Here is a 22,873-nt window from a genome sequence, read left to right on the forward strand (position 1 = left end):
AGACTTGACCTTGAGCAAATCCGGATTGGACATTCCAGTGAATTGGCTCGTGTATTTTGGAGCGGAGAGACGCTTGAAATCGATTGTCCCCCACTGGTTCCTGATTGCGGTCGCGCTTCTCGTGCTGGCGCCGGCGGCTGCCATGATGGCGCGGGCCATTCCGCTCAAGGGGCCGCAGCGTTTCTCCATCGCAAAATTGGCGGGCGTGACGCCCGAGCGGCCACCGATCGAGCCAAGCCTGACCACAGTTCGCTCAGGCATTTGGCAAACGGCGGTGATTGACACGCTTATCAGACTCATGGGCCAGCCGCGCGAAACCTATATCCGCCTCAACAATGGCATCGCCTATGCCTTGGGACGCAGCACGGTGCCGAGCATCATCATCGGCCGGGACCGGATGCTCTACGAGACCGCCTATGTCGATGATTGGTGCGGGCGCGGCACACCCATCGATGCTGAAGTCCAGGCCGCACGCATCGCACGTATCGCAGCCGCCGTGAGGCGGGCCGGCAAAGGCTTCGCGTTCGTCATAAGCCCCAGCAAGGCGGCGCTTTATCCGGAAAATCTGCCCGAACCCTGCGCTCCGGCCGCCACCCGCAACTACGACCGGCTGCGGGCGGCGCTCACCAATTACGACCTGCCCGTGATCGATGGCCATATGCTCGCGCTTGCCGTAAAGGCCAGCCAGGAGCATCCCGTCTTCAATCGTGACGGCACTCACTGGAATGACCTCGGCGCCTACGCCGCCATACGCGAGGCACTTGCGGTGCTTGGGGAGCAGCTCGATGTTCCGCCGCGCCAGCTCACGCTAAGCCGTGTCGACGCCGACAGACTGCCCGTTCACGACGACAATGACCTCGTCCTACTCCTTAACCTGCCGAACACACCAGTCTACCCTTGGCCTCACGGGCGTTTCATCGTTTCGGCCAAAGGCACGCCACCACGCCTGCTGGTCGTTGGGACGAGTTTCATGTGGCGCTTCTTGAGGATCCTTTCGTTGAACGGCGCGCTCGCCGACAGCACATTCTATTACTATTTCAGCCGTACTTTTGAATATCATGACGACAGCCTGACTGAAGCCGGGAAGGCGCGGCAACCCGCGTCCGATTTGTCGAAGGGCTTTTTATCCGCCGATGCGGTCGTCCTTGAAGCCAATGAAGCTGTTCTTAGCTCGTCGCATATCGAGGCCTTCGAGAACGCACTCGCCGCCCTTACCAGCGAAAGCTCGAAAGGGCGCCTGCCGGATCCGTGAACAAGGCTTAAGTGCGGTGCGGACGCGTCTTTCGTCGCTTTCGCATCGCCACAGGAAATGTCATAAGAATCCGCGATATGGCAGGGCTCGTAAGCAGGGAGCATGCTTATGAGTCGAGCGACCCTCGCCATCATTGCCGGTTTGGAAGCTATGATAACATTACGGCCTTCAACTCCTCAGTCTTCCTTTTCCTCTTCGACAACCGGCATGCGCTGCTCGTGAAGATGGATGTGCCCAGGCCGGAGGTGATCCTGCCGCTCGGCATCTCCTTCATCGTCTTCGAGGCAATCACCTATCTCGTCGATGTCTATCGCGGGGTCTGCCCTCCCGTTCGCGCAGCAGATCGTGATGCTCTGTCTCGCCGTCTGGGCTTTCGGCGGAGCCCTTACGGAGACCTTCAAGCCGTTCATCTATTTCCGGTTCTAAAGCGGAGAGACGCTTGAAAGCGATAACCCGCCACTGGTTCCTGATCGCGGTCGCGCTCCTCGTGCTGGCGCCGGCCGCGGCGATGGTGGCGCGCGCCATTCCGCTGAAAGGGCCGCAGCGCTTTTCCGTCGCCAAGCTGGCGGGCGTCACGCCCACATTGCCGCCGATCGAACCGAGCCTCGCCACGCTGCGCTCCGGCGCCCTACAAGCCAGCGTCGCGGCCGCCCTCACCGAGCGCATGGGCCAGCCGCGTGAAACCTATATCCGCATCAATAACGGCATCGCCTATGCGCTCGGCCGCAGCACGGTGCCAAGCATTGTCATCGGCCAAAACCGGATGCTCTACGAGACCACCTATATCGACGACTGGTGCGGGCGCGGCACGCCCATCGATGCCGAGGCCCAGGCCGCACGCATCGCCCGTATCGTGGCGGCGGTGAAGCGAGCCGGCAAGGCCTTCGTCTTCATCATCAGCCCGAGCAAAGTCGCGCTTTACCCGGAGGGCCTGCCGGAACCTTGCACGCCAGCGGTCAGCCGCGACTATGACCGGCTGCGGGCGGCACTCGACCGCTACGATCTGCCCGTGATCGACGGCCACAGGCTCGCGCAGGCCGCCAAGGCGTCCCAGGACCTGCCGGTCTTCAACCGCGACGGCATCCACTGGAACGATATCAGCGTCTATCCCGCCATCCGCGACACGCTCGCCGCCATCGGGGAGCAGCTCGACGCCCCGCCGCGCCGGCTCACGCTGAGCCATGTCGACGTCGACAACTGGCCCTTCGACGACGAGGACGACCTCGCCCGGCTCCTCAACCTGCCCATCACGCTCCCGGTCTATCCCTCGCCGCATGGCCGGTTCACCGCCTCGCCGGAGGGCACGCCGCCAAGACTCATGGTGGTGGGCTCGAGCTTCATGTGGCAGTTCCTGCGCATCCTGTCGATGAACAAGGCCCTGGGCGACAGCAAGTTCTATTTCTATTTCAGCCGCATCGTCGATTTCCGCGATGGCGGCATCTTCGAGTCCAAGGTGCCGTTTCAGGCCGCGCCCGACCTGCCGAAGACGTTCCCCTTGAGCAATGCCGTCATCTTGGAAGCGAACGAGACGGCGCTCGGCTCGCCGCATATCGAGGCCTTCGAGACGGCTCTGGCGGCGCTGACCGGCGAAGGTGCGAACGGACGCCTGCCGGATCCCTGATCGCGATCGTCAGGGCTTGTCCGGCGGACCCTGCAGCCGCGGTTTCGGTGCTTTCCCAAGCCCGGTTAAAATGCCATAAGAATCCGCCACATAGCAGAGCTGGACGCAAGGAGCAGGCTCATGAGCTGGGTGATCCTCGCCATCATCGCCGTTTTGGTGATTTATGGCATTACAACATACAATGGCCTCGTTGGGCTGCGGCAACGCGTGAATCAGGCCTTCGCGGATATCGACGTCCAGCTCAAGCAGCGCCACGATCTCATTCCGAACCTCGTCGAGACGGTGAAGGGCTATGCCCAGCACGAGAGCGCGACCTTCGAGGCGGTCGTCGAGGCGCGCAACAAGGCCATCGCCGCGCAGGGACCGGCGCAGCAGGCGGCCGCCGAGCAGCAGCTGTCCGGTGCGCTCGGCCGCCTCATCGCCTTGGGCGAGGCCTATCCGGACCTGAAGGCGAGCGCCAACTTCCAGCAGCTCCAGAACGACCTGTCGGATGTCGAGAACAAGCTCGCATCGGCGCGGCGCTTCTTCAACAATGCGGTCAGCGAATACAACGCGTCGATCCAGGCCTTCCCGGCGGTCTTCTTCGCGGCACAGATGGGCTTCACCCCGCGCGAGTTCTTCGATGTCGGGACAGAGGCCCGGCAGACGCTGGACGTCGCGCCCACCGTCAAGTTCTGACACCAGCCCGCCGGGCCGCATTGAGGGCCGCGCCTTATGCAAGCCTTCGGCCTCTATACCCATATTCGCGCGAACAGGATCCGCTCCGGCTTCCTCCTCGCCGGACTGTTCCTGCTCATCTATGTGATGGTCTTCGCGGGGGCGCTGGTCGTCGAGGCCTTCGCCTATGGCGAGCCGCCGCTTGACGTGATCCTGGCGCGCGCCTTCCGTGATCTGATCGCGGCCTTCCCCTGGGCGACGATCGCCGCGCTCGTCTGGCTGTTCATCGCCTATCGGTTCAACCGCGGGATCATCGCGCTCGCCACCGGCGCCCATCCGGTGACGCGTGCGGAGGAACCGAAGCTCTACCAGCTCCTCGAAAATCTCTGCATCTCGCGCGGCCTCACGATGCCGCGGCTCTACATCATGGAGAGCCCCGTCCTCAACGCCTTCGCCTCGGGCATGAACGAGAAGCAATATGCGGTGACGGTGACGCGCGGCCTGATGGAAGCGCTCGACGACCAGGAAATGGAAGCCGTTCTGGCGCACGAATTGACCCATATCCGCAACGGCGATGTCCGCATGATGGTGATCGCGGTCGTCATCGCCGGCGTCATCTCCTTTTTCGGCGAGATCCTGTTCCGCAGCCTCACCCGGATGTCCTTCGGTGCGGGAGGCATCCGCATGCCGCGCAGGTCCTCGAACGGCGACCGCAAGGGCGGCGGAGGCGGGGCGCTTGTCGCCATCCTCATCGCAGTCGCGCTGATCGTCCTGTCCTGGCTCCTGTCCCAGGTCATCCGCTTCGCGCTGTCACGCGCGCGCGAATATCTCGCCGATGCCGGGGCCGTGGAGCTCACCAAGAACCCGGATGCGATGATCTCCGCCCTCCTCAAGATCGACGGCCGGGGCGAATTGCCGAGCGCCCCCTCGGCGGTGATGGAGATGTGCATCGACAATCCGCGCTCGGGCTTCACGGATCTTTTTGCGACCCATCCCTCGATCGCATCGCGCGTCGACCGGCTCGTGCGATTTGCCGGGGGCCGCATGCCGGAACTGCCGCCGCCCACCAAAGAAGCATCTGGTGACAGTACGGACACGGGCGCGGAGCCTCACGCCGGTCCGTGGGGCACCGCCTTGCCGGAGGGCTCTGCGCAGCAGCCCGGCCCCGGGCAATCCTCTTCCCAGTCCCAAGGCTCGATCCCGCAAGGACCATGGGGGCCGCTTTTCCCGCCCGGGGGCGGGCGTTAGACTCCATCGATATTCTTCAGGGATCAGGGTAGCCCTGCCGAGGGGCGGGAGTGGAGGCCGCGCGGCACCCCGGTGTCATCCCCGGCGGCCGGTGCAACCGGCCGGGAAGGGGATCCAAAGATCGAGCCGTCCCGGTTCATGGATCCCCTTCCCGTCGCTGCGCGACGCCGGGGATGACACGAGCCGAGAGTGCTTCGCCCAGTTGAATCCGGATCGCCGCTATTCGGCCGGCGAGAGCCTCCGCTTCGGGCCCAGGCGGAAGGCGGCCGGGCGGACGAAGAGGAAATCGAGCCACGTTCCGCGGATGATGCGTGCGAGGATCAGCGGCGTGACGACCGCAGTGGCCGTGACGAGGAACGCGCCCCAGCCCACGCCGATGACGTCGAGCGCGCCTGTCTTCATCAGGAGAACGCGCGTCACTGCCATCGGCAGGAAGAAGGCGAGGTAGATAACGATGGAGTTCTCGCCGCAATAGCGCAGCGCTTCGCCGGTGTTGAGCGAGACGAGCAGGGCCGCGACGGTGATGATCGCCGTCGCGCCCGCAATGCCGAGGACGAGGCTCAGCACAGGCAGGCTGGCGAAGGTCGGAAAGCCTTCGACGGGGCTCGCGCTGAAGGCGAAGAAGCCGTTGACGAGCGCCCAGACCGCGAGCCCCCCGAGGGCTGCCAGGCGATGCTTCGGCACCTGCGCGGCAAAACGGAAGATCATCGGCGCGCAGAGATAGCCGACGAGGAAAAAGACCCAGCGCTCGCAAAATTCGTCGATGACGGTCCAGCCGGTCGCGATGGGCGCAATCTCGAGCGCGGCGGCGACCGCGAAGAGGATCACGCCCGGCACGCCCTTGAGGAGCTTGGTCACGACCGACAACACGGCGAGCAGATAGACGAACCAGAGCGTCCCGAGCGGCTCGATGAAGCCGAGCAGAAACAGCCGCAGGAATTCGGCCGGGTTGCCCTCGGCCATGCCCCAGCCCTTCATGCCGAACTGGATGAGGTACCAGAGCACGTAGAAATAGATGAAGTGCAGCACGCGCTTGTCGCCGTAGCTGCGCCAGTCGCGGTTGATCACGCGGGCCAGGAACAGGCCGGAAATCAGGAAGAAGTCGGGCATGCGGAATGGTCGCGCGAAGACGACGATGGCGTTCATGAAGCCCTCGCGGCCGGCGGCATATTCGAGCCCGAGGGTCGAATGCATCATGACGACGAGAATGATGCAGATGCCCTTGGCGATGTCGACCCACGCCACGCGCCCCGGCGCCGGCACGGTTCCGCTATATCCATTCAAGCCAGCCAAGGACGCCTCCGCGATACAGGACAGTTTCAGCCTGGCACAGGCCGGTTAAGGCAACCATTGCATGGTGCCGCTGAAACTCACGGGAGCAAGAGATGTGCCGCTTGGAGGGAGCTCGCCTCTTCAAGACGTTCGCCGTCTGTCACGTCCCGTTACCCCTCCCCCACGGATCTTGGGCTTGTCCAAGATCCGCAGGCATCTACGCAAGTCGCGCAAGCCCGACTTGCGTTGGGGAGGGGCGCGTTCGGCGTCGCGACTTCTTGACAGCGCGCTGGCGCTCCAAAGCGTCCCGATACGCAAAAATCTAACGGAAAAGCTCCACGCTGCCGTCGCCCCTCCCCCTTGCGGGGAGGGGTAAGGGGTGGGGGCGCCGCGGCAACCATATTCGCCCTCGTGAGGGCGGCTTATTCGCCGGGCCGCCGTGCCATGAAGGCGAAGTCGCAGCCCTCGTCGGCCTGCGTGACACTCTCATGGTACAGCCGGGCATAGCCGCGCTCCGGAACAGGCTGCGGCGGTTGCGCGTCCCACGCCGACTGCCGCGCTGCCATTTCCGCCGCGTCGATGAGGAGATCGATGCGCCGCGCGGCGACATCCAGGCGGATGAGATCGCCGGTCCGCACCAGCGCCAGCGGCCCGCCGACGGCCGATTCCGGCGTGATGTGCAGCACGATCGTGCCGAAAGCCGTGCCGCTCATGCGGGCATCCGAGATGCGCACCATGTCCTTGACGCCCTGACGGCCGAGTTTTTTCGGGATCGGGAGATAACCGGCCTCGGGCATGCCCGGCGCGCCCTTCGGCCCGGTGTTGCGAAGCACGAGCACATCATCGGCGGTGACATCGAGGTCGGGATCGTCGATCCGGGCGCCCATATCGGCGACGTTCTCGAACACGACGGCCCGCCCCGTGTGCTGGAGCAAGGCCGGGCTCGCCGCAGCCTGTTTGATGATGGCGCCGCGCGGCGCGAGATTGCCATAGAGCACCGCCATGGAGCCAACGGCCTTGATCGGTTTGTCCCGCGACCGGATGACGTCCTGGCCCGGCACGTCCTCGGCAGCAGCAACCGCATCACGCAGCGTTCCGCCCGCCACGGTCGGCGCATCGAGATCGATGAGGTCGCCGAGATGGGCGAGGAGCTTGGGAACACCGCCGGCATGATGGAAATGCTCCATATAATGCTGGCCGGAGGGCTTGAGATCGACCAGCACCGGGGCCTGTCGCCCGATCGCGTCGAGTTCGTCCAGCGTGAAGGCGTGCGGGGTGCGGCTGGCGATGGCCGCCAGATGGACGACGCCGTTGGTGGAGCCGCCGATGGCCTGCAGGACAACCGCCGCGTTGCGGAACGCGGCCGGCGTCAGGAGGTCGCCGGGCTTTGGCCCGCCGGATACCGCGATCTCGGCTGCGCGCCGCCCGCTTGCCTCGGCCAGGCGGATGCGTTCGGCATGGGGCGCGGGGATGGTGCCGCTCATCGGCAGCGACAGGCCCATCGCCTCGATCACGCAGGCCATGGTGCTGGCGGTCCCCATCACCATGCAGGTGCCGACCGAAGGGGCGAGGCGGCCGTTGACGACATCGATCTCCGCCGCATCGATCTCGCCGGCGCGATGCGCGCTCCACAGGCGGCGGCAATCGGTGCAGGCGCCCAGCACCTCCCCCTTGTGATGGCCGACGACCATGGGTCCTACCGGCACGACCACCGTCGGCAGGTTGACGCTGGCCGCCGCCATGATCTGCGCGGGCAGTGTCTTGTCGCAGCCGCCGATCACCACCACCGCGTCCATGGGCTGGGCGCGGATCATTTCCTCGGTGTCCATCGCCATCAGGTTGCGCAGGAACATGGAGGTCGGATGCGCGAAGCTCTCGTGGATGGAAATCGTCGGGAAAACCATCGGCATGGCCCCCGCCAGCATGACGCCGCGCTTCACCGCGTCCACGAGCTGCGGCACGTTGCCGTGGCAGGGGTTGTAGTCGCTGTAGGTGTTGGTGATGCCGACGATCGGTCGATCAAGAGCGTCGTCGGAATAACCCATCGCCTTGATGAAGGCCTTGCGAAGAAACAGCGAGAAGCCATCGTCGCCGTAGCTGGTCAAACCCTTGCGCAACCCACGGGTCATATCCGTTTCCTCGCCATCGTCTGTTGGTTATCCCGAACCTCCTTGAAAACTGAGCTTCTCGGCGGTTCGATGGAACCACTCTAAAGTCATCCCCGCGCGGGGGCGACCTTCGGGAGGGGCCAGGGCGGCGATTTTTTGGCGGTGGCGATTGATCTTTCAGCGCGCGATCACAGGCGTCTGGTCCGGCCTAGAGCATTTTCGCGTTTCTCCGAATCACGAAAATGCTCCATGTCTTTGTTTTAGCGCATTTTCTTCACGCGAACCGGTGTCCACTTCGCTCGAAAATGCTCTAAAGAGCCGGCGCGCGCTTCCCGAGCAAGTCCGAGCGCCACCCTCCGGCGCAGCCCCGCCCTGGACTGTGCCCCATGCGCCACATGGCCAGAGAAAAGGATGACCGGCTTGAAAGCCGCAAGCCTCCGCGGCGGGTAGGATGACGTCGCAATCGCCCCTGTGCCCGGACCGAAGCCCGCGTCCTGTCGGTCGCCGGGCTCCCCGCGCCGGTGCGATGTCCCGTGATGCGGCTTGCAGCGCCGGCACACAGGCGGGCATGGAGAGCCGCCTGGAAAGGCGCATAGGCGGATGGCGTGCCCCAGCGCACAGAATAGCGCGACGAACCCATCCTTCGTTAAGGATGTAATTCACTATTCCCTGCCAAGGTCACCACTCGAAGCGTTGAGCGTAGGCGTAACAGGGTAGTCGACGGCACATGCAATCTCCGGCACAGCCTCCGAAACTGAACAACTCGCGTGGTGACTCGTACCTCGCCAAGGGCGGGGAGCGTGGACATAAGCCGGCTGCGGCTTCCGATGTCCATGAGCGGTCAGGTTATGCGCCGATCGGGCTGCGGCCCGATCCGCTGGAAGGCCCACCAGCCCCAAGCTGGCTGCAGTTCTTCGCGATGGGCTCGAACGCGCGCTTCACCCGCACACCGGATTACCTCCTGCGGACGGACTATGATTCCCCTGCCGCGGCGGGTGACAGCGCCCGGTTGATGCCGGCCGCGAGCGACATTGCCGACGCGCTCTATCGCGAAGACCGTGCCGCCATGGAAACGCGGCTGCCTCCGACCGTCCTCCCGCCGCCCTCGCTGATGCCTGCCAGTGTCCCATCGGCTGCCGAAAGGCAGTATGTCTGGCGTGAGGCACCGCGCCAGTTGAGCGCGAGCGGTCCAGCCTCGTCCGAGGAGGCCGACCCGCCTGTTGCCGCGTCCCCATCATCCGTCGCCCGCGTCACCGCGCCTCATGTGGTCGACGAGGGCCATGAAACGCACAAGGCCAGCGAAGCCTATGGCACCAGCGCGACATCGGCAGGCGAGCCCTGGCCCGACGGCGTCTGGGACATGTCAGAACTCGAATGGCCGGAGACGGACCCGTTCCAGGTGATCGATGATGAGGAACCGACCGAGACGGCGGCAATGCCCGCGCGCGTGTCGCGCCTGAAGAATCTCGCCGAGATCATCCAGATCGGCCTCGCGACGCTGCCGCGCAAGTCGGATTTGCAGGACAACGATCCCGACGCCGACAAGCCATGCGCGGACAGCACGGCGCCAGCTCCCGCCGAGGCGCCGCCAGTCCGGCGTCCGCCACCGCTGATCGCACGCCGGAAGGGTGAGCCTCCGGCCGCATCCAGCCCGGCTCCGACGCCCGCGGCCGCGCCGATCGCCCCATCGGTCTCGGTCAATGTCTCCTTCGGCTGGCTGCCGCTCACCGCGACGCCCGCTGCAGCCCCCGACGTGCCTGCCGGTGGCCCTGAACAGGGCGACGCAGCCGAGGCTCCCGCCGTCGCATCCCTCGAAGACGCCCGTCCGGCGGTCACCGTCGCGATCGCGGCACCAACCGCGGAGGAACCCGAGCTTCCTGCCGCCCTCGCTGCCGCCCCCGTGGCGGCCTCGGAGAAGGTGACGGAGGCGGCAACGGAGCCGACGCCCGACGCGCGTCCCGCGCCGCGCCTGCTCGGCACCACATTCGATCTGCCGTCACTCGAACTTCTCACGGAGCCGTCCGCCAGCGAGCCCAACCTCGAGCATGCCGAGGAAGTCCTCGAGAAGAACTCCGTCGGCCTGCAGCAGATCCTGCATGATTTCGGCATCCGCGGCGAGATCATCGACGCCAATCCCGGCCCGGTGGTGACGCTCTACGAGCTCGAACCCGCCCCCGGCACCAAGTCCTCGCGCGTGATCGGGCTGGCCGACGACATCGCCCGTTCCATGAGCGCGATCTCCGCCCGCGTCGCCGTGGTGCCCGGCCGCAATGTCATCGGCATCGAACTCCCGAACAAGACGCGCGAGACGGTGTGGCTGAGAGAACTTCTCGCCAGCCGCGACTTCGAGACGGCACAGACCAAGCTCGGCCTGTGCCTCGGCAAGACCATCGGCGGCGAGCCCATCATCGTCGATCTCGCCCGCATGCCGCATCTGCTCGTCGCCGGCACCACCGGCTCGGGCAAGTCGGTCGCCATCAACACCATGATCCTGAGCCTGCTCTACCGGCATTCGCCGGAGGCATGCCGGCTCATCATGATCGATCCGAAGATGCTGGAGCTCTCCATCTACGAGGGCATCCCGCATCTGCTCACGCCTGTCGTGACCGATCCGCGCAAGGCTGTGGTCGCCTTGAAATGGGCAGTCCGCGAGATGGAGGACCGCTACAGGAAGATGTCGAAGCTCGGTGTGCGCAACATCGACGGCTTCAACGCCCGCGCCGTCGAGGCGCGCGCCCAGGGCACCCAGGACGACTTCCTCGACAGCGATGGCGAGCCCATCGACATGACCCCCCTGCCCTATATCGTGGTGGTGGTGGACGAGATGGCCGACCTGATGATAGTCGCCGGCAAGGACATCGAAGGCGCGATCCAGCGCCTCGCGCAGATGGCTCGCGCCGCCGGCATCCACCTCATCATGGCGACGCAGCGCCCCTCGGTCGACGTCATCACCGGTACGATCAAGGCGAACTTCCCGACGCGCATCTCCTTCCAGGTGACGTCGAAGATCGACAGCCGCACCATCCTCGGCGAGCAGGGCGCCGAGCAGCTCCTCGGCCAGGGCGACATGCTCTATATGGCGGGCGGCGGGCGTCTCACCCGTGTGCACGGGCCCTTCGTCTCTGATCGCGAGGTCGAGAAGGTCGTCGATCATCTCAAGCTGCAGGGCCGTCCGGACTATCTCGACGCCGTCACGACGAGCGAAGAGGATGAGCAACCTGCACCCGAGGCTGCCGCCGAAGGTGAGGACGGCGCCGTCTTCGACAAGACCGGCATGGGCTTCGGCGAGGAAGGCGGTGATCTCTACGACCAGGCCGTCATGATTGTGCTGAGGGACAAGAAGGCCTCGACCTCCTACATCCAGCGGCGCTTGCAGATCGGCTACAATCGCGCCGCCTCGATCATGGAGCGGATGGAGAACGAGGGCATCGTCGGCCAGGCCAACCACGCCGGCAAGCGCGAGATCCTGAAGGAATTGTGAGACGCTCCCCCACCCCTTACCCGGACGCTGCGCGTCCTACCTCTCCCTGCCCAACACGGCTGTTGCCGTGTTGGGTACTATAAGAACGCCAAGTTGGCTGTCGCCAACTTGGCATGGGAGAGGTGAAGGGCGGCGTCCGTCAGCGCTTGAACGCGCTGACGTCGCGGACGGCGCCGCGGGCGGCGCTGGTGGCGAAGGCCGCATAGGCCTTGAGGGCCGTCGTGACGTTGCGCTTGCGCGGCGCGGCCGGATGCCAGGCGGCTGCGCCCTTGGCCTCCATGGCGCGGCGGCGCTCCGCCAGGACCTCGTCCGACACGGCGAGGTTGATGCGGCGGTTGGGGATGTCGATGTCGATGACGTCGCCGTCCTCGACCAGCCCGATGGCGCCGCCTTCCGCCGCTTCCGGCGAGACATGACCGATCGAGAGACCAGACGAACCGCCAGAGAAGCGGCCGTCGGTGACAAGGGCGCAAGCCTTGCCGAGGCCCTTCGACTTCAGGTAGCTCGTGGGATAGAGCATCTCCTGCATGCCCGGACCGCCGCGCGGGCCTTCATAGCGGATCAGCACGATGTCGCCGGCCTTGATCTTGCCGCCGAGAATGCCCTCGACCGCCGCATCCTGGCTCTCGAAGATGCGTGCAGGGCCCGAGAACTTGAGGATGGATTCGTCGACGCCGGCGGTCTTCACGATGCAGCCGTCGAGCGCGATGTTGCCGTAGAGGACGGCCAGGCCGCCATCCTTGGAGAAGGGATGCTGGGCGTCGCGGATGACGCCGGTCTCGCGATTGGTGTCGAGCTCTTCCCAGCGTGAACTCTGGCTGAAGGCCACCTGGGTCGGCACGCCGCCCGGCGCGGCGCTGAACAGGTCAAGCGCGGCCTTGTTGTCGGTGACGGCGATGTCCCACTGGGCGATGGCCTCGCCCAGCGTCGGGGCATGCACGGTCGGCAGGTCGGTGTTGAGCAGGCCGGCGCGGCTCAGCTCGCCGAGGATCGCCATGATGCCGCCGGCGCGATGCACATCTTCCATATGCACGTCTGCCTTGGCCGGAGCCACCTTGCACAGGCAGGGCACGCGACGCGACAGCCGGTCGATGTCGTCCATCGTGAAGTCGACCTCGCCCTCGTGCGCGGCCGCCAGGATATGCAGCACGGTGTTGGTCGAGCCGCCCATGGCGATGTCGAGCGCCATGGCGTTCTCGAACGCCGCCTTCGAGGCGATGGTGCGCGGCAGCGCCGTGGCGTCGTCCTGCTCGTAGTAGCGCTTGGCCAGGGCGACGATCCGCCGGCCGGCCTCGAGGAACAGCTCCCTGCGGTCGGAATGGGTGGCGAGGGTGGAACCGTTGCCCGGCAAAGACAGGCCGAGCGCCTCCGTCAGGCAGTTCATCGAATTGGCCGTGAACATGCCGGAGCAGGAGCCGCAGGTCGGACAGGCTGAACGCTCGATGACGGCGACATCCGCGTCGGAAATTCTGTCGTCGGCAGCCGCGACCATGGCATCGACGAGATCGAGCGCGACCTTCTTGCCGTGCATGGTCACCTTGCCGGCCTCCATCGGCCCGCCGGACACGAAGATCGTCGGGATGTTCAGGCGGAGCGACGCCATCAGCATGCCGGGCGTGATCTTATCGCAGTTGGAAATGCACACCATCGCGTCGGCGCAATGGGCATTGACCATATATTCGACGGAATCGGCGATGATCTCTCGGGACGGCAGGCTGTACAGCATGCCGTCATGGCCCATGGCGATGCCATCATCGACGGCGATCGTATTGAACTCCTTGGCGACACCGCCTGCCTTCTCGATTTCGCGAGCGACGAGCTGGCCAAGATCCTTGAGGTGTACATGGCCCGGCACGAACTGGGTGAACGAATTCACGACGGCAATGATCGGCTTGCCGAAATCGCTGTCCTTCATGCCTGTGGCGCGCCACAGGCCGCGCGCGCCGGCCATGTTGCGGCCATGGGTCGTAGTACGGGAACGATAGCTTGGCATAACGCGGTGTCCTTGGGCGCCCTGTCGCGCGGCAGGCGATTGCCGCGCAAAGGGCGAATTATAGAGCAATTCCACTTCTCTTTAGCGCATCGCCGCCGCGCGCGCATCCCTTGCGATGTGCCTGAGCGACATAGCCGCCCTGCCGCAGGCGGGACCGAGCCATGCATGGAGCCGCTTGCGATCCGGGCGACCCGCCATCATAACGTCGACCGGCAGGCTGGTCATGCACCCTCGGCGGGACGATCGACCACTTGGGACAGAAATGCGGCAAGGGTGCATGCAAGACAACGAGGCTGAATCCGTGGCCGACCTTGACCAGGCATCGCCCACAAGGCGCACCGCGGAAACGGCCGCCGCCGACCGCAAGGACCTCGCGGTGAGCGTCTCCGGCGATCGGGAAACGGCGGCGGATCGTCGCCGGCGGCGGCTTTCCATCATCGGCACCGTCTTCAGTGCCGCGCTTTTTCTCGGCTCCTTCGTCGTCTTGTGGCGCATCCTCGGCAAGATCGATCTCGATGAATTGTCGACGGCCTTTCGCTCGGCGAGCCTGCGGCAAATCACGATCGCGATCATCCTCACGGCCGTGAGCTATGCGCTGCTCACAGGCTATGACTACGTGGCGCTGAAGCAGCTCGGCGAGCGCATCGCCTACCGCATCACGGCTTTCGCGTCCTTCACCAGCTATGCGATCTCGTTCACGCTCGGCTTTCCCCTGGTGACAGGCGGAACCGTGCGCTACTGGGTCTACTCGCCGCATGGCATCAAGGCCGCGAAGATCGCGAGCCTCACCGTCATCGCCGGCATCACCTTCTGGCTCGGCATGAGCGTCGTTCTGTCCTGGAGCCTCGTGCGCCATGCGGCCGAGGTGTCGGTGCTGGCCAAGACCGGGCTCAGCCTAACCCAGCTCACCGGGGTCGCCGGCTTTGCGGCGCTGGCCGCCTATTTCATCTGGGTCATCTGGAAGCACCCGGTTGTCAACGTGCGCGGATGGCGGCTGGAGCTGCCGCGGGCGAGACTGTCGTTCATCCAGATGCTGATCGGCGCCGGCGACGTCTGCGCGGCGGCGGGCGTGCTGTTCGTGCTGCTTCCGGGCGGCCATGGGCTCAGCTACGAGACGTTCCTCGCCGTCTATGTCGTCGCCTGCATGCTCGGCATCGCGAGCCACGCACCTGGCGGCATCGGCGTCTTCGAGGCAACCATCCTGATCGCGCTCGACCGCCTGCCGACGGGCGGCGTGCTCGGCGCGCTGCTCTTGTTCCGGCTGCTCTATTATCTCGTGCCTTTCGTGATCGCCCTGGCGATGCTGTTCGTCCATGAGACCCGCCGACGCGTCAACCGCGCCAATGCCCGGGCTGCCGGGCCTGATTCCAAGTGAAACTGTCACAGATATTGTCGATAATGGATCGTTTCCCTCCCGCTTCGCAGGCGGGCGAACGGGACCGATACGGGAGGTGACCGGGATGACGGGCGGCGGAGATTCCACGAGACGGGACGGATCCCTGTCCCTCAGCGCCCGTGGCATCGCCGTCAGGACGGCTCTCGTCGCCATCGGCATTTTCGCGCTTGCGGCGATCCTGGGGGACGGCTCCTTCCTGTGGATGGCAGGCGGCGCCGTCCTGACCTTGCTGGCTGCCATTGTGCTGTTCCGCAACACCACGCCCCTGCAGCAACGCCTGAAGGCGCCGGCCAGGCGAGGGGACAAAGGCATTCCGCCGGCGGCCGTGCTCGCCGCCCTGCCGGAGCCCGTCGTCGTCGTCGACAGGCGCAGCCTCGTCACGGGCATGAATGCCGCAGCCAAGACCATGCTGCCGGCGCTGCGGGAGGCGACGCCGCTCTCCTTCGCACTGCGCTCGCCGGATGTGTTGGGCGGGATCGAGGCCGTCCTGCGCAATGGCGAGACACGCAGCGTGGAGCTTATCGAGCGCGTGCCGATCGAGCGCAGCTATGAGGTGCATATCGCGCCGCTGGAGGCCCTCGACGGCGCAAGCCAGGAGCGACGTGGTGCCGTGCTGATGTTCCGCGATCTCACCGCGGCCCGGCGGCTGGAACATATGCGCGTCGACTTCGTCGCCAACGCGAGCCACGAATTGCGTACGCCGCTCGCCTCGGTGCTCGGCTTCATCGAGACCCTGCAGGGCCCTGCCCGTGACGATGCCAAGGCCCGCGAGCGCTTCCTTGCCATCATGCGTGAACAGGCACGGCGGATGTCGCGCCTGATCGATGATCTCTTGTCGCTGTCGCGCATCGAGATGCATGCGCATGTCCAACCCGCGACGACCGTCGATCTTCTCGCGATCGTGCGCCATATGATCGACACGCTCTCGCCGCTCGCGGCCGAGAGTGGTGTGACCATCGCCTTGGACGCGCCGGAAGGCCCCATCGAGGTCAAGGGCGATCGGGACGAACTGCTGCGCGTCTTCGAGAACCTCATCGAGAACGCCGTCAAATACGGCCAATCCGGGCAGCGGGTGGAGGTGACCGTAACCACCTCCCACGACCGGCCCGGCGGGCGGGACGAGGTCGAGGTGGCGGTCCGCGACTTCGGGCCCGGCATTCCACCGGAGCACCTGCCACGGCTTACGGAACGGTTCTACCGGGTCAGCGCCACGGATAGCCGCCAGAAGGGCGGCACCGGCCTCGGGCTCGCCATCGTCAAGCATATCGTCAATCGCCATCGCGGGCATTTGCTCATCGACTCCACCTTCAACGAGGGGGCAACCTTCCGCGTGCAGTTGCCGCTGGCGGCGAGTACAATGCGCGAATTGCCGGTCGTCGCGCCGCCGCCCGCTGGAGACCCGCAGCCCGATCGGTCGCGCGTGGCCTAGCAAAGCCGGCTGGCTCATGTCAGGCGGCGGCGCACGACCGACGCACGTGCTCCCGACCCGCCAAGCTCAAGCGATGTCATCCAACTGTCATGCAAGCGTCATAGAGACGAGGCGCAGAGACATTAGAGATACAGCGTTCGCTCATCCAGCCTTCAGATCCGCCCGCGACGCGCGGGGCAAAGGCAACGTTCGCCAATTTGGGAGACTTCTCGTGAAACTGTCTTCACTCATCGCCGCGGCAGGGCTCGCCGTCGCGGCCTTCGCGACGCCAGCGGCAGCCCTCGACATCTCCGGCGCCGGCGCCAGCTTCCCCTATCCCGTCTATGCCAAATGGGCCGAGGCCTTCAAAAAGGAAACGGGCAACGGCATCAACTACCAGTCCATCGGTTCCGGCGGCGGCATCAAGCAGATCAAGGCCAAGACCGTCACCTTCGGTGCCACCGACGCGCCGCTCAGCGGCGAAGAGCTTCAGAAGGACGGCCTCGTCCAATTCCCGATGGTCATGGGCGGCATCGTGCCGGTCGTCAACCTGGACGGAGTGAAGCCCGGCGAGCTCGTTCTCGACGGTGACACGCTCGCCAAGATTTTCATGGGCCAGATCAACAACTGGAACGACCCGGCCATCAAGAAGCTGAATGCCAGCATCAACCTGCCGTCGCAGGGCATCGCCGTCGTCCGCCGTTCGGACGGCTCGGGCACGACCTTCAATTTCACCGACTACCTCTCGAAGGTCAGCGCGGATTGGAAGTCCAAGGTGGGTTCGGCCACTGCCGTCGAATGGCCCGTCGGCATCGGCGCCAAGGGTAACGAGGGCGTGGCCAACAATGTGAGCCAGACCAAGGGCTCCATCGGCTATGTCGAATATGCCTATGCCAAGCAGAACAAGCTCTCGCACACCAAGATGGTCAACAAGGACGGCAAGGTCGTCGCGCCCGTCACGCAGAGCTTCCAGGCGGCTGCCGCCAATGCGGATTGGAACAGCGTCCCCGGCTTCGGCGTGGTGCTGACGAACGAGCCCGGCGCCGACTCCTGGCCGATCACCGCCGCTACCTTCATCCTGGTGCACAAGACCCCCGCGAACGCCGAGCACGCCGCGGAAGCCCTGCGCTTCTTCGACTGGGCCTACACCAAGGGCGGCACGCTGGCCGAAGAGCTCGACTACATCCCCATGCCGGCCAGCGTCGTCTCGACGGTCAAGGCCAAGTGGGCTTCGGACATCAAGGACGCCGCCGGCAAGCCGCTCTACAGCGTCTCGAACTAAGCATGCGACAGGATCAGGCGGGCTTTGGCCCGCCTGATGACCTGGGGCTCATCGAGCAATCGAAGCCGCTTGACAGTCGACAGGCCGTCATCCCGGCCGCCATGGTCTTCCCCGACCCTTCCGTTGAGACAACAGGAATCGCCTCCGGAAGGTCCGAGAATTACGACGCCCCGTCGGCCCTGAAGGCTGGCGTACCACGCTCGACCTCGCCTAATGTCCGCAAGCGCGATGAGGACGAGGGCGGCTGATTTCCATGACATCCACGCAAAGGCAACGGGCTATGGCAGACTTGGCGCTGCAAAATAGCGGGCTTTCCTCGAGCGCATCCGTCGATCGCAGCCGCGTTCTGACCCGCTTTAAATTTGGCGATGCGACCTTCAAATACGTGACGCTTGGATCCGCCGTCACCGTTCTCATCCTCCTCGGCGGAGTCATCATTGCCCTCTTCGAGGGCGCCATGCCGGCCTTCCGGGCCTTCGGCATCGGCTTCCTGTGGGGCCAGTCCTGGAACCCGGTGACGGAGAAGTTCGGCGCGCTCGCACCGATCTACGGCACGATCATGACGTCGTTCATCGCCATGCTGATCGCCATCCCGATCGGCATCGGCACGGCGATCTTCCTCACCGAGCTCTGCCCTCCGTGGCTACGCCGCCCCATCGGCACGGCGATCGAGCTCCTCGCCGGCATCCCCAGCATCATCTACGGCATCTGGGGCCTCTTCGTCTTCGCGCCGTTCCTCCAGAGCACGGTGCAGCCCTTCCTCATCTCGCTGTTCGGGCCGATCCCGGTGCTGAACGCGGTTTTCGCAGGGCCGCCCTACGGCATCGGCATCCTGACCGCCGGCCTGATCCTGGCGATCATGGTCCTGCCTTTCGTGGCCTCGATCTCCCGCGACGTTTTCGAGACGGTTCCCGCCGTACTGAAGGAGGCCGCCTACGGTCTCGGCTGCACCCGGTGGGAAGTGGTTCGCAGCGTCATCATTCCCTACACGCGCGTCGGCATCATCGGCGGCGTCATGCTCGGCCTCGGCCGCGCACTGGGCGAGACGATGGCGGTCACCTTCGTCATCGGCAACGCGCACCGCATCTCGGCATCCATCCTCCAGCCGGGCACGACGATATCAGCCACCATCGCCAACGAATTCACCGAGGCCGTAGGCGACGTCTACACGTCCTCGCTGGTGGCCCTTGGCCTCATTCTCTTCGTCATCACCTTCTTCGTTCTTGCAGCGGCTCGCCTCTTGCTGCTCAAGATCGAAAAGCGCACCGGGGGCTGATCGTCATGGACGTTGCGAAGAACCCCGCAGCCTACGCGAAGCGCAAGCGCGCGAGCTCGATCGCGATGGGCCTGTGCATCGCCGCGGCGGGCATCGGCCTCGGCTGGCTGATCCTCATCCTCGGCACGCTTCTGTGGGAGGGCTTCGGCGGCCTCTCCGTCGCCGTGTTCACGGAGAACACGCCGCCGCCCGGAAGCCAGGGAGGCCTTGCCAACGCCATCGTCGGCAGCCTCGTCATGACGGTCCTGGGGACGCTCTTCGGCACGCCGCTCGGCATCCTCGCCGGCACCTACATGGCCGAATACGGACGCTACGGGAAATTGTCGATGGTGATCCGCTTCATCAACGACATCCTGCTCAGCGCCCCCTCGATCGTCATCGGCCTCTTCGTCTATGAAATCATGGTCGCGCGGATGGGGCACTTTTCCGCCTGGGCGGGTGCCGTCGCGCTCGCCATCATCGTGGTGCCGGTGGTCGTGCGAACCACCGAGGACATGCTCAACCTGGTGCCGAACCAGTTGCGGGAAGCCGCTTCGGCACTCGGCCTGCCGCGTTCGGTGGTGATCCGCAAGATCGCCTATCGCGCCGCCAAGGCGGGCATGGTCACCGGCGTTCTCCTCGCCGTGGCGCGCATCAGCGGCGAAACCGCGCCGCTTCTCTTCACGGCACTCAACAACCAGTTCTGGAGCACGGATCTCAATGCGCCGATGGCCAGCTTGCCCGCGGTGATCTTCCAGTTTGCTCTCAGCCCCTACAAGGACTGGCAGGCGCTCGCCTGGGTCGGCGCCCTCATCATTACCTTCGCCGTTCTTGCCCTCAGCATCACGGCACGGACGCTCGCTTCGCCGAGGAACCAGAAATGACCATTGTTACGGAAAAGCCGCACGCGGAGAAGGTCTCGGTGAAGAACCTCAAGTTCTTCTACGGTGACTCGCTCGCATTGAAGGGCATCAACCTGCCGCTGTATGAGAATATCGTGACGGCCTTCATAGGACCGTCGGGCTGTGGCAAGTCCACCCTCCTGCGGGTGCTGAACCGCATGTACGACCTCTACCCGAAGCAGCGCGCCGAGGGCGAGATTCTGCTGGATGGTGAGAACGTGCTCTCGCCAAAGCAGGACCTGAACCTCCTGCGCGCCAAGATCGGCATGGTTTTCCAGAAACCCACGCCCTTCCCGATGTCGATCTACGACAACATCGCGTTCGGTGTGCGTCTCTATGAGAGCCTCTCGAAGAGCGAGCTCAACGATCGCGTGGAATCGGCGCTTCGCCGCGCCGCGCTGTGGGAAGAGGTGAAGGACAAGCTCCACGCGAGCGGCCTCAGCCTCTCCGGCGGCCAGCAGCAGCGCCTGTGCATCGCGCGCACCGTTGCCGTGAAACCCGAAGTCATTCTGCTGGACGAGCCGTGCTCGGCACTCGATCCGATCTCGACGGCCAAGATCGAAGAGCTGATCGACGAACTTAAACGTGACTATACGATCGCCATCGTAACACACAGCATGCAGCAGGCGGCACGCGTCTCCCAATATACGGCCTTCATGTATCTCGGCGACCTCATCGAGTTCGACGATACCTCGAAGATCTTCACCGCGCCGCATGACAAGCGTACGCAGGACTATATCACCGGCCGCTTCGGCTGAGCCGATGGCCAAAGCTAGAGGACCCGAGGCAATGCCCGAACATATCGTCTCATCCTTCGACGAGGATCTCGACGAACTGCGGACCAGGATCGTCGAGATGGGCGGCGTCTCCGAGAAGATGCTCGCCGACTCCACGCTCGCCCTGGTCAAGCGCGACAGCGCGCTCGCCCAATCGGTCATCGCCGCCGACGCCCGCCTCGACGGGCTGCAGCGCGACATCGAGGAGCTCGCCGTGCTCACCATCGCGCGGCGCCAACCCATGGCGGTCGATCTGCGCGAACTGATCTCGGTCATTCGCGTGGCGGCCGATCTCGAGCGCATCGGCGATCTCGCCAAGAACACGAGCAAGCGCGTCGTCGCCATCAGCGGCGAAACGCAGCCGCAGAAACTCGTGATCGGCGTGCAGCATATGAGCGACCTCGTGCAGGCGCAGCTCAAGGACGTGCTCGATGCCTATGTGCAGCGCGACGATGCGCAGGCCCTCGATGTGTGGCAGCGTGATGACCGCATCGACGCGTTATACACCTCGATCTTCCGGGAACTGCTGACCTACATGATGGAAGATCCGCGCAACATCACGTCCTGCACGCATCTCCTTTTCCTCGCCAAGAATATTGAACGTATCGGCGATCACACGACCAACATTGCCGAGACGGTTCACTATCTGGCGACGGGTGTCACATTGTCCGTCGACCGCCCCAAGGGTGACACGTCAAGCTTCACCAAGGCGCCGGCCGATCCCAGCAGCTGAATCCACTGAGGCCTGATGCGGGGGCGGGCCAATCAGTGGCACCATAGGATCTTCAATGGGACCACGTATTCTGATCGTCGAGGACGAGGAGCCGCTGACGCTGCTCCTGCGCTACAACCTCGAGGCCGAAGGCTATACGGTCGACAGCGTCGCCCGCGGCGATGAGGCGGAAATCCGGCTGCGCGAGGCGGTGCCGGACCTCGTTCTGCTGGACTGGATGCTGCCGGGCCTTTCGGGGATCGAGCTGTGCCGGCGCATCCGCGCGCGGGAAGAGACGGAGCGGCTGCCGATCATCATGCTGACGGCGCGCGGCGAGGAGGCCGAGCGCGTGCGGGGTCTCGCCACCGGCGCCGACGACTATATCGTCAAGCCCTTCTCCGTGCCGGAACTTCTGGCACGCATCCGCGCTCTGCTGCGGCGCACGAAGCCGGGGCAGGTCGCAGCGCAACTCATCGCCGGCGACATCGAGCTCGACCGTGAAACCCACCGGGTCAAGCGCGGTGGGCGCGAGTTGCATCTCGGGCCGACGGAATTCAAGCTGCTCGAATTCCTGATGCAGAGCCCAGGCCGCGTTTTCACCCGCGAACAGCTGCTTGACCGCGTCTGGGGCCACGACGTCTATATCGACGAGCGCACGGTCGATGTGCATGTCGGACGCCTGCGCAAGGCGATCAACCGCATGCGCCGTCCCGATCCGATCCGCACCGTCCGAGGGGCCGGCTATTCCTTTGACGAGACCTTCGCAAAGGCCGGTTGACAACGTCCGGGAGCCTCCAGGCCGCGGCCGTCTCTAACGGGCCGGCTGCGGGATACACATAGAAAAGCCGCCGCGGCGAGGCCGTGACGGCTTGTCTTCGAATTGTGAGCGCGTGCGTCAGGCGCGCTTGCGATCCCGCCTGCGGTCTGCAACCGGCTGATAGGCGATACGCGAATGATGCGCGCAATAGGGCATGCCAAGCTCGGATCGCGCGCCGCAGAACCGGAACTCTGGTGTCGTTGGATCGCCCATCGGCCAGCGGCACATGGATTCACGCAGCTCCATGATCGTGACCCGCTCGGACATGGGGATCACCACCTCCTCGCGCGGCTGAGGCAGACGCATGAGCATGGGCGCGGGTTCGGCGGCGGGCTGGGGCGCAAGTGCCGCGCTGGTGCGCATAGCCCCCGGCATGACCGCGGCCGGCGCGGCGGCCGCGGGCCCGGGCTGCCGGGTGGGCTTGCGCGGGCGCGGCGCCGCGCTTGCCGTGCTCTTCGCACGGCCCGACAGGCCGAGGCGATGCACCTTGCCGATCACGGCGTTGCGCGTAATGCCGCCAAGCTCGGCGGCGATCTGACTGGCGCTGAGGCCATCAGACCAGAGCTTGCGCAAGAGCTCAACGCGCTCATCGCTCCAAGATTGGCTCGGGTCGGTCATCGCCTTCTCCGTCAGCGGTTGACATGCGCGGAATCCCTTGTCTCTCGCGGCCAGCCCCACAGAAGCCAAACCCCG

19 protein-coding genes are annotated in these 22,873 nt (G+C 65.2%); 14 read left to right on the forward strand and 5 right to left on the reverse strand.

The window, feature by feature from the left end:
- Nucleotides 1-73: 73 nt before the first annotated feature.
- Nucleotides 74-1,252: an alginate O-acetyltransferase AlgX-related protein gene (locus C7450_RS02815; protein ID WP_110372839.1), complete on the forward strand. Its 1,179-nt coding sequence runs from the start codon at nt 74-76 to the stop codon at nt 1,250-1,252.
- 176 nt (nt 1,253-1,428) lie between these two features.
- On the opposite strand, the gene C7450_RS33835 is transcribed toward C7450_RS02815, so the two are convergent.
- Complete coding sequence (locus tag C7450_RS33835) at nt 1,429-1,662, reverse strand: hypothetical protein (protein WP_170147012.1); 234 nt, start codon at nt 1,660-1,662, stop codon at nt 1,429-1,431.
- Nucleotides 1,663-1,691: 29 nt separating this feature from the next.
- Between C7450_RS33835 and C7450_RS02825 the strand changes: the two genes are divergently transcribed.
- From C7450_RS02825 to C7450_RS02835, 3 genes are all read left to right on the forward strand, one after another.
- On the forward strand, nt 1,692-2,873 hold the full coding sequence (locus C7450_RS02825) for an alginate O-acetyltransferase AlgX-related protein (protein ID WP_110372841.1): 1,182 nt from the start codon (nt 1,692-1,694) through the stop codon (nt 2,871-2,873).
- 120 nt (nt 2,874-2,993) lie between these two features.
- On the forward strand, nt 2,994-3,551 hold the full coding sequence (locus C7450_RS02830; RefSeq protein WP_110372842.1) for a LemA family protein: 558 nt from the start codon (nt 2,994-2,996) through the stop codon (nt 3,549-3,551).
- Between the two features lie 36 nt (nt 3,552-3,587).
- On the forward strand, nt 3,588-4,778 hold the full coding sequence (locus C7450_RS02835) for a M48 family metallopeptidase (protein WP_110372843.1): 1,191 nt from the start codon (nt 3,588-3,590) through the stop codon (nt 4,776-4,778).
- Between the two features lie 219 nt (nt 4,779-4,997).
- Here the strand turns inward: C7450_RS02835 and C7450_RS02840 are convergent, their stop codons facing one another.
- A complete protein-coding gene (locus C7450_RS02840; RefSeq protein WP_245449443.1) occupies nt 4,998-6,071 on the reverse strand; it encodes an acyltransferase family protein in 1,074 nt (357 codons plus the stop codon).
- Between the two features lie 401 nt (nt 6,072-6,472).
- Nucleotides 6,473-8,179: an IlvD/Edd family dehydratase gene (locus tag C7450_RS02845; RefSeq protein ID WP_110372845.1), complete on the reverse strand. Its 1,707-nt coding sequence runs from the start codon at nt 8,177-8,179 to the stop codon at nt 6,473-6,475.
- A 706-nt stretch (nt 8,180-8,885) separates the two neighbouring features.
- On the opposite strand from C7450_RS02845, the gene C7450_RS02850 reads away from it, so the two are divergent.
- Nucleotides 8,886-11,639 (forward strand): DNA translocase FtsK, encoded by a 2,754-nt coding sequence (locus tag C7450_RS02850; protein WP_110372846.1) that lies wholly within the window; start codon nt 8,886-8,888, stop codon nt 11,637-11,639.
- A 139-nt stretch (nt 11,640-11,778) separates the two neighbouring features.
- Here the strand turns inward: C7450_RS02850 and ilvD are convergent, their stop codons facing one another.
- Nucleotides 11,779-13,632: a dihydroxy-acid dehydratase gene (gene ilvD, locus C7450_RS02855; protein ID WP_110372847.1), complete on the reverse strand. Its 1,854-nt coding sequence runs from the start codon at nt 13,630-13,632 to the stop codon at nt 11,779-11,781.
- A 301-nt stretch (nt 13,633-13,933) separates the two neighbouring features.
- Between ilvD and C7450_RS02860 the strand changes: the two genes are divergently transcribed.
- From C7450_RS02860 to phoB, 9 genes are all read left to right on the forward strand, one after another.
- A complete protein-coding gene (locus tag C7450_RS02860; RefSeq protein ID WP_245449444.1) occupies nt 13,934-15,007 on the forward strand; it encodes a lysylphosphatidylglycerol synthase domain-containing protein in 1,074 nt (357 codons plus the stop codon).
- Between the two features lie 85 nt (nt 15,008-15,092).
- The gene (locus tag C7450_RS02865; protein ID WP_110372849.1) at nt 15,093-16,457 is read left to right on the forward strand and encodes an ATP-binding protein; all 1,365 of its coding nucleotides are present in this window, start codon (nt 15,093-15,095) and stop codon (nt 16,455-16,457) included.
- A 211-nt stretch (nt 16,458-16,668) separates the two neighbouring features.
- Nucleotides 16,669-17,718 carry a phosphate ABC transporter substrate-binding protein PstS gene (gene pstS / locus C7450_RS02870; RefSeq protein WP_410369401.1) on the forward strand — a complete coding sequence of 350 codons (1,050 nt, stop codon included), beginning with the start codon at nt 16,669-16,671 and terminating at the stop codon, nt 17,716-17,718.
- A gap of 2 nt (nt 17,719-17,720) precedes the next feature.
- Nucleotides 17,721-17,966, forward strand: coding sequence for a hypothetical protein (locus C7450_RS02875; protein WP_110372851.1), 246 nt, complete (start codon nt 17,721-17,723; stop codon nt 17,964-17,966).
- A 32-nt stretch (nt 17,967-17,998) separates the two neighbouring features.
- Nucleotides 17,999-18,994, forward strand: a complete 996-nt coding sequence (gene pstC, locus C7450_RS02880; protein ID WP_110372852.1) for a phosphate ABC transporter permease subunit PstC — start codon at nt 17,999-18,001, stop codon at nt 18,992-18,994.
- Between the two features lie 5 nt (nt 18,995-18,999).
- The gene (gene pstA, locus C7450_RS02885; protein WP_110372853.1) at nt 19,000-19,857 is read left to right on the forward strand and encodes a phosphate ABC transporter permease PstA; all 858 of its coding nucleotides are present in this window, start codon (nt 19,000-19,002) and stop codon (nt 19,855-19,857) included.
- Nucleotides 19,854-20,633, forward strand: a complete 780-nt coding sequence (gene pstB / locus C7450_RS02890; protein ID WP_110372854.1) for a phosphate ABC transporter ATP-binding protein PstB — start codon at nt 19,854-19,856, stop codon at nt 20,631-20,633. The genes pstA and pstB overlap by 4 nt, the downstream gene beginning before the upstream one ends.
- 31 nt (nt 20,634-20,664) lie before the next feature.
- On the forward strand, nt 20,665-21,384 hold the full coding sequence (gene phoU / locus C7450_RS02895) for a phosphate signaling complex protein PhoU (RefSeq protein ID WP_110372855.1): 720 nt from the start codon (nt 20,665-20,667) through the stop codon (nt 21,382-21,384).
- Nucleotides 21,385-21,439: 55 nt separating this feature from the next.
- Nucleotides 21,440-22,141, forward strand: a complete 702-nt coding sequence (gene phoB, locus C7450_RS02900) for a phosphate regulon transcriptional regulator PhoB (RefSeq protein ID WP_110372856.1) — start codon at nt 21,440-21,442, stop codon at nt 22,139-22,141.
- A 117-nt stretch (nt 22,142-22,258) separates the two neighbouring features.
- On the opposite strand, the gene C7450_RS02905 is transcribed toward phoB, so the two are convergent.
- Nucleotides 22,259-22,798, reverse strand: a complete 540-nt coding sequence (locus C7450_RS02905; protein WP_110372857.1) for a GcrA family cell cycle regulator — start codon at nt 22,796-22,798, stop codon at nt 22,259-22,261.
- Nucleotides 22,799-22,873 lie beyond the last annotated feature (75 nt).

This window comes from Chelatococcus asaccharovorans (assembly GCF_003201475.1).
Lineage (GTDB): Bacteria > Pseudomonadota > Alphaproteobacteria > Rhizobiales > Beijerinckiaceae > Chelatococcus > Chelatococcus asaccharovorans.

What these genes read in the sequence shown, in the direction of transcription:
- C7450_RS33835 (WP_170147012.1), bottom strand. Translation starts at nt 1,662, where the DNA reads ATGAACGGCTTGAAGGTCTCCGTAAGGGCTCCGCCGAAAGCCCAGACG.
- C7450_RS02830 (WP_110372842.1), top strand. Translation starts at nt 2,994, where the DNA reads ATGAGCTGGGTGATCCTCGCCATCATCGCCGTTTTGGTGATTTATGGC.
- C7450_RS02835 (WP_110372843.1), top strand. Translation starts at nt 3,588, where the DNA reads ATGCAAGCCTTCGGCCTCTATACCCATATTCGCGCGAACAGGATCCGC.
- C7450_RS02845 (WP_110372845.1), bottom strand. Translation starts at nt 8,179, where the DNA reads ATGACCCGTGGGTTGCGCAAGGGTTTGACCAGCTACGGCGACGATGGC.
- C7450_RS02850 (WP_110372846.1), top strand. Translation starts at nt 8,886, where the DNA reads ATGCAATCTCCGGCACAGCCTCCGAAACTGAACAACTCGCGTGGTGAC.
- ilvD (WP_110372847.1), bottom strand. Translation starts at nt 13,632, where the DNA reads ATGCCAAGCTATCGTTCCCGTACTACGACCCATGGCCGCAACATGGCC.
- C7450_RS02865 (WP_110372849.1), top strand. Translation starts at nt 15,093, where the DNA reads ATGACGGGCGGCGGAGATTCCACGAGACGGGACGGATCCCTGTCCCTC.
- C7450_RS02875 (WP_110372851.1), top strand. Translation starts at nt 17,721, where the DNA reads ATGCGACAGGATCAGGCGGGCTTTGGCCCGCCTGATGACCTGGGGCTC.
- pstC (WP_110372852.1), top strand. Translation starts at nt 17,999, where the DNA reads ATGGCAGACTTGGCGCTGCAAAATAGCGGGCTTTCCTCGAGCGCATCC.
- pstA (WP_110372853.1), top strand. Translation starts at nt 19,000, where the DNA reads ATGGACGTTGCGAAGAACCCCGCAGCCTACGCGAAGCGCAAGCGCGCG.
- pstB (WP_110372854.1), top strand. Translation starts at nt 19,854, where the DNA reads ATGACCATTGTTACGGAAAAGCCGCACGCGGAGAAGGTCTCGGTGAAG.
- phoU (WP_110372855.1), top strand. Translation starts at nt 20,665, where the DNA reads ATGCCCGAACATATCGTCTCATCCTTCGACGAGGATCTCGACGAACTG.
- phoB (WP_110372856.1), top strand. Translation starts at nt 21,440, where the DNA reads ATGGGACCACGTATTCTGATCGTCGAGGACGAGGAGCCGCTGACGCTG.
- C7450_RS02905 (WP_110372857.1), bottom strand. Translation starts at nt 22,798, where the DNA reads ATGACCGACCCGAGCCAATCTTGGAGCGATGAGCGCGTTGAGCTCTTG.